16 protein-coding genes are annotated in these 13,800 nt (G+C 39.3%); 14 read left to right on the top strand and 2 right to left on the bottom strand.

Translation table 11 applies throughout. The features are described from left to right. Nucleotides 1–259 precede the first annotated feature (259 nt). From IEX12_RS21890 to IEX12_RS21830, 13 genes are all read left to right on the top strand, one after another. Nucleotides 260–1,219, top strand: a complete 960-nt coding sequence (locus IEX12_RS21890; RefSeq protein WP_088050408.1) for a thymidylate synthase — start codon at nt 260–262, stop codon at nt 1,217–1,219. 17 nt (nt 1,220–1,236) lie between these two features. Further along, entirely contained in the window at nt 1,237–1,728 is a 492-nt protein-coding gene (locus IEX12_RS21885) for a dihydrofolate reductase (RefSeq protein ID WP_088050407.1), read from the top strand. Between the two features lie 6 nt (nt 1,729–1,734). Beyond that, nucleotides 1,735–2,334 carry a molybdenum cofactor guanylyltransferase gene (mobA, locus tag IEX12_RS21880; protein ID WP_286171340.1) on the top strand — a complete coding sequence of 200 codons (600 nt, stop codon included), beginning with the start codon at nt 1,735–1,737 and terminating at the stop codon, nt 2,332–2,334. A gap of 297 nt (nt 2,335–2,631) precedes the next feature. Further along, on the top strand, nt 2,632–2,838 hold the full coding sequence (locus tag IEX12_RS21875; RefSeq protein ID WP_102415176.1) for a twin-arginine translocase TatA/TatE family subunit: 207 nt from the start codon (nt 2,632–2,634) through the stop codon (nt 2,836–2,838). A 21-nt stretch (nt 2,839–2,859) separates the two neighbouring features. Beyond that, a complete protein-coding gene (locus IEX12_RS21870) occupies nt 2,860–3,036 on the top strand; it encodes a twin-arginine translocase TatA/TatE family subunit (protein WP_088050404.1) in 177 nt (58 codons plus the stop codon). A gap of 134 nt (nt 3,037–3,170) precedes the next feature. Further along, nucleotides 3,171–3,938, top strand: a complete 768-nt coding sequence (gene tatC / locus IEX12_RS21865) for a twin-arginine translocase subunit TatC (protein WP_188725899.1) — start codon at nt 3,171–3,173, stop codon at nt 3,936–3,938. A 12-nt stretch (nt 3,939–3,950) separates the two neighbouring features. After that, nucleotides 3,951–4,169 (top strand): YozE family protein, encoded by a 219-nt coding sequence (locus IEX12_RS21860; protein WP_088050994.1) that lies wholly within the window; start codon nt 3,951–3,953, stop codon nt 4,167–4,169. Between the two features lie 113 nt (nt 4,170–4,282). Beyond that, nucleotides 4,283–5,434, top strand: coding sequence for an exonuclease SbcCD subunit D (locus IEX12_RS21855; protein ID WP_088050402.1), 1,152 nt, complete (start codon nt 4,283–4,285; stop codon nt 5,432–5,434). 1 nt (nt 5,435) lies between these two features. Beyond that, on the top strand, nt 5,436–8,579 hold the full coding sequence (locus IEX12_RS21850; RefSeq protein WP_088050401.1) for an SbcC/MukB-like Walker B domain-containing protein: 3,144 nt from the start codon (nt 5,436–5,438) through the stop codon (nt 8,577–8,579). Between the two features lie 584 nt (nt 8,580–9,163). Beyond that, nucleotides 9,164–9,679, top strand: coding sequence for a VrrA/YqfQ family protein (gene vrrA / locus IEX12_RS21845; protein WP_159457770.1), 516 nt, complete (start codon nt 9,164–9,166; stop codon nt 9,677–9,679). A gap of 80 nt (nt 9,680–9,759) precedes the next feature. Continuing rightward, nucleotides 9,760–10,719 (top strand): peptide-methionine (R)-S-oxide reductase MsrB, encoded by a 960-nt coding sequence (msrB, locus tag IEX12_RS21840; RefSeq protein ID WP_102415179.1) that lies wholly within the window; start codon nt 9,760–9,762, stop codon nt 10,717–10,719. Between the two features lie 50 nt (nt 10,720–10,769). Continuing rightward, entirely contained in the window at nt 10,770–10,976 is a 207-nt protein-coding gene (locus IEX12_RS21835) for a DUF6501 family protein (protein ID WP_088050398.1), read from the top strand. Nucleotides 10,977–11,180: 204 nt separating this feature from the next. Beyond that, a complete protein-coding gene (locus IEX12_RS21830; protein WP_102415180.1) occupies nt 11,181–11,732 on the top strand; it encodes a histidine phosphatase family protein in 552 nt (183 codons plus the stop codon). On the opposite strand, the gene IEX12_RS21825 is transcribed toward IEX12_RS21830, so the two are convergent. Next, nucleotides 11,727–12,917 carry a M14 family metallopeptidase gene (locus IEX12_RS21825; protein ID WP_102415181.1) on the bottom strand — a complete coding sequence of 397 codons (1,191 nt, stop codon included), beginning with the start codon at nt 12,915–12,917 and terminating at the stop codon, nt 11,727–11,729. The two genes, IEX12_RS21830 and IEX12_RS21825, sit on opposite strands and share 6 nt — an antisense overlap. Nucleotides 12,918–13,093: 176 nt before the next feature. Here IEX12_RS21825 and IEX12_RS21820 point away from each other — a divergent pair, with 176 nt between their 5' ends. Further along, complete coding sequence (locus tag IEX12_RS21820; protein WP_088050395.1) at nt 13,094–13,333, top strand: DUF362 domain-containing protein; 240 nt, start codon at nt 13,094–13,096, stop codon at nt 13,331–13,333. A 47-nt stretch (nt 13,334–13,380) separates the two neighbouring features. Here the strand turns inward: IEX12_RS21820 and IEX12_RS21815 are convergent, their stop codons facing one another. Continuing rightward, on the bottom strand, nt 13,381–13,662 hold the full coding sequence (locus IEX12_RS21815; protein ID WP_088050394.1) for an acylphosphatase: 282 nt from the start codon (nt 13,660–13,662) through the stop codon (nt 13,381–13,383). Nucleotides 13,663–13,800 lie beyond the last annotated feature (138 nt).

Below are 13,800 nucleotides of genomic sequence, written 5' to 3'. Positions count from 1 at the left end.
AATAAATGAATGTGATATACCTCCTATCCAGGCTAGAAATTCTTTTTCATCATAGATGGTGGCTGCGCGAATGCGGAGCCATGTTGGTTTCTTATCTCACGAGATTAACGGGCTGTAATACCCCATCTCTAAGTGTCAGTAAACTTGAAGGAGAGGTAAACAAGCCCGTAAATTCCTGATTTGTCGTGGGGAGGAAACCCTCACTGAATGAAGTTTCACTTTATGAACCAAATTACCACAAAACACGGGGGTTGAAATAATGCTGAAGGATGAACAAGCATACCTGGACTTATGTAAAACTGTTCTCAAAAATGGAGCTAAGAAAGAGGATCGTACAAACACTGGAACATATTCGGTGTTCGGCCATCAAATGCGGTTTGATTTAAGCAAAAGCTTTCCACTTTTAACGACAAAAAAGGTTCCGTTTCGTTTAGTAGCAAGTGAACTGCTTTGGTTTATTAAAGGAGACACTAATATTCGCTATTTAGTTAAACATAAAAATAACATCTGGAATGAATGGGCATTTAAAAAATGGGTAGAGAGCCCGGATTATGAGGGACCAGACATGACGGATTTCGGTAATCGCTCGCAGTGGGATCCGGATTTTAATGCGCGGTATCAGGAACAGATGACTATATTTAAAGAGAAAATCCTTCATGATGACACATTTGCTGCAACATATGGTGATCTTGGTTCGGTTTACGGTAAACAATGGCGTGCATGGAAAACGTCAAAGAACGAAACGATCGATCAATTAAAAAACGTCATTGATTCGATACGTACAAACCCGGATTCCCGCCGCCACATTGTTACTGCCTGGAACCCGGAGGACGTACCATCCAACATGGCGCTGCCACCATGTCATACGTTATTCCAGTTTTATGTTGCCGATGGGAAGCTTTCCTGTCAATTGTATCAGCGCAGTGCAGATATCTTTTTAGGTGTTCCGTTTAATATCGCAAGCTACGCGCTGTTAACACGTTTAATTGCACATGAATGTAACCTGAATGTCGGTGAGTTTATTCATACTTTAGGGGATGCACATATATATGCCAATCACATCGAACAAGTAAACATTCAGCTGGAGCGGGAACCAAGGGCATTTCCTAAACTAAACCTGAATCCGGAAAAAGAAACAATATTTGACTTTGAAATAACGGATTTTGAAATTGTGGACTACCATCCACATCCAGCTATTAAAGCGCCAATAGCTGTATAAATAAGGAGGAATTTACGTTGATTTCACTTCTCTTTGCCATGAGCCAAAATCAAGTTATTGGTTCAGAAGGAGATTTACCTTGGCATTTACCGAACGACTTGCGGTTTTTTAAAGAATTAACAACCGGTCATACCATTATTATGGGAAGAAAAACGTACGATTCCATTGGCAAGGCACTGCCGAACAGGAAAAATGTCGTTATTACAAAAAAGGATGAACAGCAATTCCCCGATAGCGTTCATGTCATTCATGATCTGGAAGCAGTCGAAAGGTGGAACGAAGCAAACCCAGATGAAGAGTTTTTTGTGATTGGTGGCGGTGCAATTTTTGAACAGCTCATAAACCACGCTGATCGTATGTATATTACATTTATTGATGCTTCATTTGCTGGCGACACACATTTTCCTATTTTCACAATGGACGAATGGTCGCTTACATCAAAAATAAAAGGGGAGAAGGATGAAAAAAATCCTTATGATTATTACTTTTTACAATATGATCGAAGGTAAGGCGGTATGATGAACAGCTGTGGTGTCATTCTTTCGGGCGGTAAGTCATCAAGAATGGGAGAAAACAAGTCATTACTACCATTAAATGATAAACCGGTAATTGAGCATATTGCAAACGAATTGACATTGATTAGTGATAAGGTTATTGTTGTCACAAACGAGCCTTCTGTGTATACATTTCTTGATTTACCACTTGTGGCAGACAGGTATTTTGACAAAGGCCCTTTAGCGGGGCTTGAGACAGCATTGTACCATCATCAGGCAGACGTTTATTTCGTTACTGCCTGTGACATGCCGTTTATCAATCGGCGGGTTTACTCGTATCTGCAAGAGCATTTAAACGATTACGATGCCGTTATTCCGATATATGAAAATCAGCTCCAGCCGCTTGCGGGAATATACAGGAGATCCGTATTGCCGGTAATCCAGCGGCATTTGGATAACGATAATCGAAAAGTACTAAGTATAGTTGACGATATCCGTGTCAACTATATTCATGAATTTGGCACAATTCCGGCTTATGTACGAACAAAACATTTCTTTAATATGAATAATCCGGCACAATACGAACAAGCTAAGTTGTCTTGGAAAAGGAATTTATGTTAAAATATGTAGGCTATAAGAGATGTATTTTTAGAACAAAGGCGCAAGCGCCCGATTAGCGGCGTATGGACTGGACTGAACCGCAGGAGATAAAGGAAACACGGTGAGCTGGAAGCGAACCGATGTTGACTTATCGTACGGAGGTGAGGGAAGTCCAATAGTCGCTGGACGCTGGAGCCGGACGTGGCTTATCCTGCTGATAGCAGAACAGAGCCTAAATTTATATACTTTCTTATCTTTTAAAAAATAATTCCAAGTCAATTGCGTTGGCTTTATAATTAATGACAAAGAGGTGTACATATGTTTGCAAATATAGGATTTCCAGGATTGATTTTAATTTTAATCATTGCATTAGTCATTTTTGGTCCTAAAAAACTGCCGGAAATCGGTAAAGCAGCTGGTCATACATTAAAGGAATTCAAAAATTCGGCACGTGACCTGACAAGTGATGTTACGGATGAAGTAAAGGAAGCAAAAGAAATTATTGATGGCAAAGAAAGCAAATAAAATCATTCGGAGTGATACATTATGTTTAGCAATATCGGTATTCCAGGGTTAATTTTAATTCTGATCGTTGCATTAGTCATATTTGGTCCTTCCAAGCTTCCCGAAATTGGCAAGGCATTTGGGAATTCACTAAAAGAATTTAAAAATGCTACAAAAGATATTGTCTCTGATGATGATAAAAAGGATAGCAACAAATAATACCAGTGATGGATTCCGAGAAGGTGTAAGGGCAATAACCTTACATCTTCTTTTGTGCTAGTCTAGGTAAATATTGAAATTTATGTGCTAGGCGCTTGCACTTTTGTGCTACTAACCGGGAGGAGTGTAAGGCAATGTCTGAAGATCAACAACAAACTGAAAATGAAAAGGAAATGAATATTACCGGACATTTATCCGAGTTAAGAAATAGACTTATCGTAACTGCGGTATTTTTTGTGCTGTTTTTTATCCTTGGCTTTGTTTATGTGAAAGATATCTACGGTTTTTTTGTGAATGATTTGGAATTCACGTTAAATGTCATCAGCCCCGGGGAAATTATCTGGGTTTATTTTACCATGGCCGGGTTAGTTGCAGTTATTGGAACCATTCCTATTTTATTTTTGCAAATTTGGCTCTTTGTCAAACCGGGGTTAACCCCTGCTGAGCGAAAAGCGTCTGCTGCCTATATTCCGGCGGTCTTTCTATTATTTATTGGTGGACTGGCATTTGGCTACATTATTTTTATTAAGCTTATTTTACCGTTTTTGCTATCATTAAATGACGGGATGTTCAATGAGCTTTTTACCGTTGACAAATATTTTAAATTTTTGCTGCGTGTAACAATACCATTTGCGATCCTTTTTGAAATTCCGATTATTGCTATGTTCTTAACCAGTCTTGGAATTCTCACACCCGATTTTATGCGAAAAACACGAAAATACGCCTATTTTGTATTAATTATTATCGGGGCAATTGTCACGCCACCAGACTTTGTGCTGCAAATTGTTGTGGCAATCCCACTAATCATTCTATATGAAATAAGTATTTCTCTCTCCCGGATCGTATACAGGAAAAAGCTGAAAAAGCATCAGGAATTCATGGAACAGGACAGCTTTGAATAGGGGTGATATATGTTGCGCTCATTTTACCATTATATGATGACATACCGGGGGAAAAAACAACCTGACAACAGGAGCAGACTCGCTGATTGGATGTTTTATGATCATGATTTTCCAAAACATGCAATAGATTATGGAGAAATTTCAAGCTACCTGGAATGGAATAGTCCATTCCCAAATGCGCTGATGGTGTTTGATGAAGTATGGGATCTATATAAACGTGATGAAGAATGAAAAACTCTGGAGCAGATCCGGAGTTTTTTTGTTAAAATGGAACTAATAGAGGAGTTCAAAGTCACCAGCCAATTTGGCGACTTTTTAACACGTACTCATAAGGGGATGATGAAGTGAAGCTCTTACATACAGCAGACTGGCATTTAGGTAAGATTGTTAACAGTGTGCATATGACAGAAGAACAAGATTATGTACTAAATCAATTAATGGAAATTGTGAAAGAAGAACAACCAGATTGTCTGATTATTGCGGGTGATTTATACGATCGGGCTGTACCGCCAAAGGAAGCTGTTGAACTGCTAAATAAAATGTTAACCACTTTGATTATTGATTGCAACATCCCGGTGCTGGCGATTGCTGGAAATCACGATAGCCCTGACAGGCTTGAATTTGGCAATCAGTTGTTCCGGTCACAGCAATTGTATATTGAAACGAAATTATCAGCACCGCTCATGCCAATTACGATTCATGATGAATTTGGTCCAGTACATTTTCATTTAATTCCATACGTGGAGCCTGCAGAGGTTCGGTCATTTTTTGATAACGAAGAAATTACATCCCATCATACGGCAATGGAAGCAATCATCGATCATATTAAACAAAACAACGACATGAAAGAGCGTCATCTGTTTATTGGACATGCTTTTTTGGCTGGTGGAATGGAGTCAGAATCAGAAGAAAGGTTGTCTATGGTTGGTGGAAGCCCCTATATTGATGCATCACTGTTCAGCGATTTTTCTTACGTTGCGTTTGGCCATTTGCATCAGGCACAGCGCATAACAAGGGATACGATTCGTTATAGCGGGTCGATCTTAAAATATTCCTTTTCTGAAGCAAATCACAATAAATCAGTTACCATTGTAGAAATGAATGAAACGGGACATTGTGATTTGCGATTGATCCCCTTAATCCCAAAACATGATATGAAAGTAGTTGAGGGATATTTCCAGGAGTTAATGGATTACCCGGTGGAGAATACGGATGACTTTTTACATATCCGGTTACTTGATGAAGGAGAAATTATCGATCCAATGAATAAGCTGCGGAGCATTTACCCGAATATCCTTCGACTTGAACGTAAGGGACTGGCCAGATCTGCCAGTTTAGGGGATTTACAGCAAATCAGACAGCAGCAATCAAAGTCACATAGCGAATTATTTTCATCCTTTTTTGAAGAGATAAAAGGAGCACCGATAACAGCGGAACGGAAACAATATGTCGAAAAAATTGTTACCCAATTACTAAAAGACGAGAGAGGGGAGTAAGATGCGTGCGATTAAACTATGTCTTACTGCATTCGGCCCTTATTTGGAAAACCAGGCAGTAGACTTTCGCGAACTGGGAAACGAGTCTATTTTTTTAATAACAGGCCCAACAGGTGCTGGAAAGACAACGATTTTTGATGCGATTTGCTACGCATTATACGGCCGGGCAAGTGGTTCTGACCGTGACCAGGATTCACTGCGCAGTCATTTTGCCAAAATGGCTGAACCAACCGAAGTACAATTCCGTTTTTCCCTGAAGCAAAAAGTCTATGAAGTTATTCGAAGTCCAAAGCAGCCTCGTAAAAAAGATCGGGGAGACGGATACACGGAAGAACCAGCTAAAGCGGTACTTTATGAAATTGTTGACGGAAACAGTGTATTAATTACATCCCGAATAAAAGAAGTCAATGAAACACTGGAGGAAAGACTAGGCTTTGATTATGAGCAATTCCGAAAAATGGTGTTAATCCCACAAGGTGAATTTCGTAAATTAATCTCGGAAAATAGCAAAGAACGTGAAGTGATTCTGCAAAAGATTTTCCGAACTTATTTTTATGAGAGAATGACCGATGCGTTAAAAGCAGAAGCAAAATCCCTAAAGGAAAAAATTAGTGAGTTAGACCGGATGATGGAACAGGAAATAACGAAAATCAGCTGGCAGTATGAACAAATTGAGGAAGCAGACTCCATGGAAGTAGTTACGGAGAAAATCCAGGCGGAAATCGCCTATACGAAGAAACAGCTTGACGAGCTGGCACGAAAAAAAGCACTACAGCAAGAAGCGTTGAAACAGGCCCAGCAAAAACTGCACGAAGGAAAGTCACTGGAAGAAAAATATGTGGAACAGGAAAAACTGAAGAAAGAACAAGCAGCATTACAGGAACGTTTACCAGGTATCATAAAGCAAAAAGAGCGACTGAATTTGGCAAAAGCAGCACAGGAAATTATTCCGTTTGAAAATCAAAGCAATGCCCGTAAAAAGGAATGGCAGGAGCAAAAAGAAAAATTAGCAAAACAGCAGGCAAAAATAAATCAGCTGGAAAAAGAATTTACGGAAACTGAGGTAGCCTACAAAGAAGCAGCTGATCGGGAACCAGAACGAGAGAAACTGAAAGAATCAGTCAAACAGGCCAAAGTTCAATTAGAACAGGTAACGAGTTTCTTGACATTGCAAAGGGAAGCACAGCAAATAAATGCGGCCAAGGACAAGTACAAAGCACAACGTGATAGAGTCGAAACGAAGATAAAGCAGCTGGAAAACGAGATTGAAAAAATAGAAATAAAGTTAAATGATGAACAGGAAATGACGAAAACATTTTATCTGAAGCGGGAAGAGCTTGAGAAGGGAAAAGAAAAAGTCAATCAACTGGAAAGCTTGTTTACTGAAAATAATAGACTGGTAGAATTACGGAAAAACTATCAAGTGATGCAGCGAGAACTCGATAAGCGAAAGTCTCGTCTCGAACAATTGCGGGATCGGTGCAATTGTAAGGAAGAAGAGCAGAAAAAGCAATATGCTACGTTAATGGCACATCATCTAGAGGATGGGAAGGCGTGCCCTGTCTGCGGATCATTGGAACATCCTGAAAAAGCTCGTGCACATGAAACAGCAGTAAGTGAAAATGAACTGGAACAGCTCAAATCAGAACTTCAGCAAAATGAACAGGAATACGTGGCTTTTCAAGAGAAGGTTTTAGTATGTAAATCAGAGGGACAAAGTCAACGCGCTCAAGTGCAAAAGCTTTTTGATTCATTAGGTAACGATTTGACAGAGCTTGAACAAAATACTATTCAGCATGCAATTAACAACTGGAGAAAAATTCTGTCAAATTTGCAAAATGATAAAGACAATCTAGCCAGACAGCTAACTATACTGGAAGCATTAAAAAAGCAGCGGATACAGTATAAAAATGACCAACAAAAATTTAAACAAACGTTTGATCAATTGTCAGAGACCTACCAAAGCACTGCAAATAAAGCGGTAAAGGTAGAGGCCAAACTGGAAGAATTGGCCAAGCAGTTACCGGAAACGATCAATGATGCTGCAAATTTTAGAAACCAAATAGAGCAAATGAAGGCTGTTTTAGAGCAGGAGTTATTACGTTGGGAAAAGATTCGCGAGCAGTATCAGCAGTCCCATGATCGTTTGCAAAAAGAAATAACCATTTTGGACCAACAGCAATTATTTACAAACAACACGAAGCAAAATTTTGACGAGCAATATAACGTATTTACCAATGCGGTATATAGGAATGGATTCTCCACTATAGAATCGTATCAGGAGGCAAAGCTTACTCCGGACGAACAACAGAAAATGGAAAATCAACTCACTGCTCATGAGACCAGGAGAGAACAGATACGCTATCGCCTTGATGAGTTGGCAAGGCAAATAAACGAACAGCCTAGACAAGACATTGAGACGTTAGAAGCGCAAGTTGATCGTAAACAGGCAGAATTCCAGCAAATAAGTGACAAGATGTACGCGCTTGAATTAAAACAACAAAACGACATACAAACGGAACAGAATGTAGCCAACCAATTTGATCAGCAAAAACAGTTGGCAAACGAATATTATTCAGTTGGAGAATTAGCCGAACTGGCAAATGGGAACAATCATTTAAAGCTTTCGTTCGAACGATATGTCCTTGCTTCCTTTTTGGATGAAATATTACTGCAGGCAAATGTTCGGCTTGACCGCATGACGGATCACCGTTACCAGCTAATGCGCAGCGGTCAAGTGGCAAAACGAGGTGCGCAAAGCGGGCTGGATTTGGAAGTGCTCGACCACCATACTGGCCAAAAGCGGTCTGTCAAAACACTGTCAGGAGGGGAAGGATTTAAAGCGGCACTATGTCTGGCATTAGGATTAGCGGATGTAGTACAGGCACATGCAGGTGGTGTGCAATTAGATACGTTATTTATCGATGAAGGATTTGGAACGCTGGATGAAATTTCCTTGCAACAGGCGATCGATTGTCTAAAAGATTTACAGGAGAGCAACCGATTACTCGGAATCATTTCCCATGTTCCACAGTTAAAAAGCGAGATTCACGCTAAATTGCTAATTACACCATCACACCAAGGTTCAAAACTAGCCTTTTCATTTGGGCAACATGAAATTAGCAAATCCATTGTGAAACTCTAGCATCATTGTTCGTTATTATTCGGCAAAAAATGATAGGAAACCTTGAAAACTTGTTGCATTTTGCGGTTGCCCGGGAAATACTAACTTGCTTATTTCCTATCATATTTCAGAATTTCGTCAAATTTGGAAGCCCCATAAAGGAAAGGGTTGGATTATAATAAAGGTATAAGCTACGAAAGAGGGGATACCATGTTATCTGTTATTTTGTTGGGGATTATTTTACCAGGTGCCATTGGATCGATTATTGCATCTGAGGTCATTGGTTAGACTACTTCTGAAAGGTCTTTATTGATCCTAAAGAAAGTATAAAAATTTGAACTCTATTTAGTTCGCAGCAAAGTGTGCCACGTCCAGCTCCAGCGCCCAGCGGCTAGTGGACAACACCCGCCTCCGTACGATAAGTCAACATCGGTTCGCTTCCAGCTCACCGTGTTTCCTTTATCTCCTACGGCTCAGTCCAGTCCATACGCCGCTAACCGGGCGCTTCCGCTTTTGTTTATAAAGACCTTTTCCTTTTTGCCTACACCCTTTACATATAGCTACGTACAATAATCTAGACAATGATAACGAAAAGAGGGATAAACATGGTATTCCCATTTCAGCGTCCAACCAACTTCCCGTCTGGCCAAATGCCAATGCGACCAGGTCCGATGCAGCGAATGCCTGGTAATCCAATGTTTCCAAGTCGGGGTATAAACGGTGCTCCGAGTGGCAATTTTATGCAAAACATGCTTGGCCGGTTTCTCCAACCACAAAACCTGCAGCAAGGAGGGGCTGCCCTGCCAACACAAGCTGGAGGTGGTCTTACCAACACCTTAAATAATGTACAGCAGGTATTAAAAATGGTCCAGTCAACAGCTCCAGTTGTCCAGCAGTATGGTCCGATGGTAAAAAATATCCCAGCGATGTTTCGCATGATGAAGGCACTTAAAGATACAGAGGATGAACCAGAAGAAAGTACCGAGGATCCGCCAAAAGAACAAGATACCAGTAGTAAAAAAGAAGATTCCGGCAATGATAAAAATGAAAAACAACAACCATCGACACAACCTAAAACGAATATGAAAGATGGCGAGTCCAAACCAATGTTGTTCATCTGATCTGTTCAAGTCACATAACTTGCTTTTTTCCCAAAAAGACGAAAAAATGGAAGCAAACATTGCAAAATGGAGGTTACAAAATGGCAGCTAATGAAGAAATTGCTACATTTGCTGGTGGATGCTTTTGGTGCATGGTAGAACCGTTTGATGAGCGACCAGGTATTATAAAAGTAGTGTCTGGTTATACAGGCGGGGAAACAGAAAATCCAACATATGAGGAAGTATGCTCCCACACAACTGGTCATGTAGAAGCAGTGCAAATTACATTTGACCCGGCAATTATGCCTTATCAGCAACTGGTTGAAACTTTTTGGCAGCAAATCGATCCAACCGATCCCGGTGGACAATTCAATGATCGGGGAGAGTCCTATCAAACAGCGATTTTTTATCATAATGAAAAGCAAAAAGAAATCGCTGAGGACGCTAAGCAAAAGTTAGCAGATAGCGGGAAATTTAACAAGCCAATTGTCACAAAGATTCTTCCCGCTAAATCTTTTTATCCAGCCGAGGACGAGCATCAGAATTATTATAAAACCAATTCCTTTCACTATAAATTGTACAAAAAGGGGTCAGGAAGAGCTGATTTTATCGAAGAAAACTGGAAAAAATCGTATGATAAAAGTAAACTAAAAGAACAATTAACACCAATTCAATACAATGTTACCCAGGAAAATGGAACGGAAACACCATTTCAGAATGAATACTGGGATAATGAAAAAGAGGGAATATACGTCGATATCGTTTCTGGCAAGGTATTGTTTTCATCCAAGGACAAATTTGATGCGGGCTGTGGCTGGCCAAGCTTTACCAAACCCGTTGACAATTATCAGGTGAAAGAAAACACCGATACTTCACATGGTATGATCCGTACGGAAGTAAGAAGCAGGGAGGCAGATTCACATTTAGGACATGTTTTCAATGATGGTCCAAAAGAGCATGGAGGACTGCGTTACTGTATGAATTCTGCTGCCATGCGCTTTATTCCAAAAGAAAAAATGGCAGAGGAAGGCTACCAAAGCTATTTATATTTATTTGAGTGAAGTTAACGGTAATTTAATTATGTAAACTAAAAGTAACGGAGTGGAAAGAAATGATCCATTTAAATTGGGAAAACAGCGACACAATCAAACAAATTAAATGTGTCCATGCAGATGCAAAAAAATTTATCGTCCATAACAAATTAACACCTGGAAAAGTGTACGATGTAAAAAATGAAACCGATGAATTTTATTTTATTATTGATAACAGTGAGCGTATTGGCGGATATTTAAAAACGTATTTTACGGAGATCAAATAACAGGGAATAGCCCTGTTATTTTTTTAAAAGATGGTTAAAATATTTTTGAATAATCATGTAACTTTTTGTCAAGGATTGAGATAAAAACCTTTTCTATCTTTAGCATGAATGCTATAATTGATTTATAATTTTTAATTATTCCATATTTTGTTTTTCACAAAGCTAAGCTGCAACATCATATGCCATACAAGGGACTGAATTGTATTGAAAAAAATATTTTTGGTTCGTCATTGTTCAGCTGTTGGGCAACATAAGGATTCGCCATTAACCAAGGAAGGGATAAGACAAGCTCGCCAGCTTTCAACCTTTTTTGCAAGACAAAACATTGAATTTGATAAAATTATTTCAAGTCCTTATTTACGTGCAATTGAGAGCATCAAACCATATGCAGAACAGATCAATTCCCGGATTGAAGTGAACGAAAACTTAAGGGAACGAATATTAAGTGAAGAACCAATTGATGATTGGCTGGATGTGTTGGAACAATCATTTATCGATCTTGACTTTGCTTTACCTGGCGGAGAATCGGGCAACGATTGTATACGCCGTGCTAATTCTGTTTTGGAAAGCCTCTATTCTGATAATGCGTTATCGAATATTATTATTGTCAGTCATGGAAACTTGATTACATTACTCTTAAAGTATTACGATAACACGTTTGGATTCGACCATTGGAAAAGGCTGAGAAATCCGGATGTGTTTGTTATAACCCTTGATAATGGTTTGAAAAAGATTGAATGTTTGTGGGATCTATAAGTAGAGACTTGCAAGCAGAATCGCCAAGCTCTCCTGATAGATAGCAGGAAATTGTTTAATCGGCAGCGGGTTAACCCCGCTCCCTAATTCAATTGTAAAACCAGGCCTTCCAAATTCCTGGATAAACCAGTCTTTAAAGCCTGCATAATTATCCAGGTTTTTAATTGCAGCATATCCGCTTACACGAACAAATTCTTCCACCATAATCGCCGAGATAGCCGGTTCAAAATTTTTAAACCCCCAATATATTTCCTTTCCCTGTGTATGAATAGCAAGTACCCGTGAGAAATTTTCTGTTTTAGCTAAATCAGCCATTGCAATAGCTTCCGGTTCTGACAACGGATGCTGTCCTGGATAGTCTCTCGGTCCAGGTGATTTCGTTTTTCGGTTCGCTTCTTTTTCCCATAATGCCGGATATTGTTTATTTAAATCGACTCCCCTAATATTTGCTTTCCAGTTTGAAAAGTCTTCCTCTGGATGATTTAGTATTTGTACTTCATCATGAAAAGAACCTGCTGCATCCAACCCATTTAACACAAGATTTACTCCATCCGGATTAACCATCGGCACAATGGATAAACTTGAATCAATGTACAGTGAAAGCAGATAGATTCCATTGATAGACTGATTATTTGTAAGCGATAACGCGTACTGATTCAAAAAATTCATGATAACGGCTGATGTTATCCATTCATTTGCATGGAATGATCCATTCACATGGACGTGCTTGTCTCCCATGCCAATTTGCAGCTCAATTAAATCTTTTCCCATTACTGATTGGCCAATTGATTGAGCGGTGATAAAGGGATAAACTTTGATGAGCTGATTAATCGCTTTTATCATTTCTTCATACGTATAATGATCAACATCCGTTACAATAAGATCATTTACCCGTTCCGGTATGAAAATTTGCTGCCCTGCTTGTATACTATAGTGGTTAACGAATGGATTTACGAGAGTCAGGGCATCCATTGGAATATTGTGGCGGATAGCAATCTTCCATAATGTATCCTCTTTATTTATGATGTATTCGCTTAAAATGTAACCTGGAATCTGAATGGTTTGTCCAGCATTTAGTTGCTTTGCATCTAGTTTCGGATTTGATTTTTCAATGAGTACGAACGGTATATCAAATAACTGGCTAAAATACCAAAGTGAATCTTTATTCCGAACGGTTACTTCCATTTTGCTTCCACTCCTCAAAAAACGGTTACTACACAATATGATTGCCTGAAGCAAAACATGAATTTTTTTACGTATACCTTGAAAGAAGCAAGGTTGTTAGGTAGTATATTAATATACAAATTTTAATTAAGATGATTTGTACATATATTCGGAACGAGTGAAGGGAGGGGACTTGCTTGGCTTTTGTCATTACATCACCTTGTAAAAATGAAAAATCAGGGGAGTGTGTAGAAGTATGCCCCGTTGATTGTATAGAAGAAGGTAAAGATATGTTTTATATTGACCCTGATATCTGTATTGACTGTGGAGCATGTGAAGCGGTATGTCCGGTTGAAGCAATATACATGGAGGATGAGGTACCAGAGGAAGAAAATGAATATATCGCGTTAAACCGGCAATTTTATGAAGACCGATAAGGAATAAAAGCCACTACTTTTATGTAGCGGCTTTTTTTAATAAAATGTTATCTAATCGTAAACCCATCAAAATCATTTGTGGCAGACTGAGACGTTTCTACCTGCAGGTCATCTACACGAATAAAGCGGTTAAAGCCGGATTTAAGTTTTGCCAGAAAACGATTGACATCTGTTTCCTTTCCGGCAATTTCCAACTCAACTGTACCGTCCGCTTTATTTTGTACCCAACCAACCAAATTATGCTCCAATGCCGCTTGGCGTGCCGCGTAACGGAATCCTACACCTTGTACACGTCCACTAACAATAATATGTGCTTGCAACCAAGACATCCCCTTAAATAATCTATTCCTATATGTTATTTTACCTTACAGTGAATGACCCCACCTTATCATCCTTTCGGAATGCTTGAAGGTAGGGCTTCCTGTTTCACAGACCATTGCATCTTAGGGGATTCCTAAGACGTCTTA

The sequence above is a fragment of the Lentibacillus populi genome, from assembly GCA_014642895.1.
Lineage (GTDB): Bacteria > Bacillota > Bacilli > Bacillales > Amphibacillaceae > Lentibacillus_C > Lentibacillus_C populi.
Note: the sequence above shows the minus strand (reverse complement) of the source record. Positions and strands in the feature narration are given on the sequence as shown.

Coding starts and splice junctions, on each gene's coding strand:
- IEX12_RS21890 (WP_088050408.1), top strand. CDS start 260: ATGCTGAAGGATGAACAAGCATACCTGGACTTATGTAAAACTGTTCTC.
- mobA (WP_286171340.1), top strand. CDS start 1,735: ATGATGAACAGCTGTGGTGTCATTCTTTCGGGCGGTAAGTCATCAAGA.
- IEX12_RS21875 (WP_102415176.1), top strand. CDS start 2,632: ATGTTTGCAAATATAGGATTTCCAGGATTGATTTTAATTTTAATCATT.
- IEX12_RS21870 (WP_088050404.1), top strand. CDS start 2,860: ATGTTTAGCAATATCGGTATTCCAGGGTTAATTTTAATTCTGATCGTT.
- tatC (WP_188725899.1), top strand. CDS start 3,171: ATGTCTGAAGATCAACAACAAACTGAAAATGAAAAGGAAATGAATATT.
- IEX12_RS21850 (WP_088050401.1), top strand. CDS start 5,436: ATGCGTGCGATTAAACTATGTCTTACTGCATTCGGCCCTTATTTGGAA.
- vrrA (WP_159457770.1), top strand. CDS start 9,164: ATGGTATTCCCATTTCAGCGTCCAACCAACTTCCCGTCTGGCCAAATG.
- msrB (WP_102415179.1), top strand. CDS start 9,760: ATGGCAGCTAATGAAGAAATTGCTACATTTGCTGGTGGATGCTTTTGG.
- IEX12_RS21835 (WP_088050398.1), top strand. CDS start 10,770: ATGATCCATTTAAATTGGGAAAACAGCGACACAATCAAACAAATTAAA.
- IEX12_RS21825 (WP_102415181.1), bottom strand. CDS start 12,917: ATGGAAGTAACCGTTCGGAATAAAGATTCACTTTGGTATTTTAGCCAG.
- IEX12_RS21815 (WP_088050394.1), bottom strand. CDS start 13,662: ATGTCTTGGTTGCAAGCACATATTATTGTTAGTGGACGTGTACAAGGT.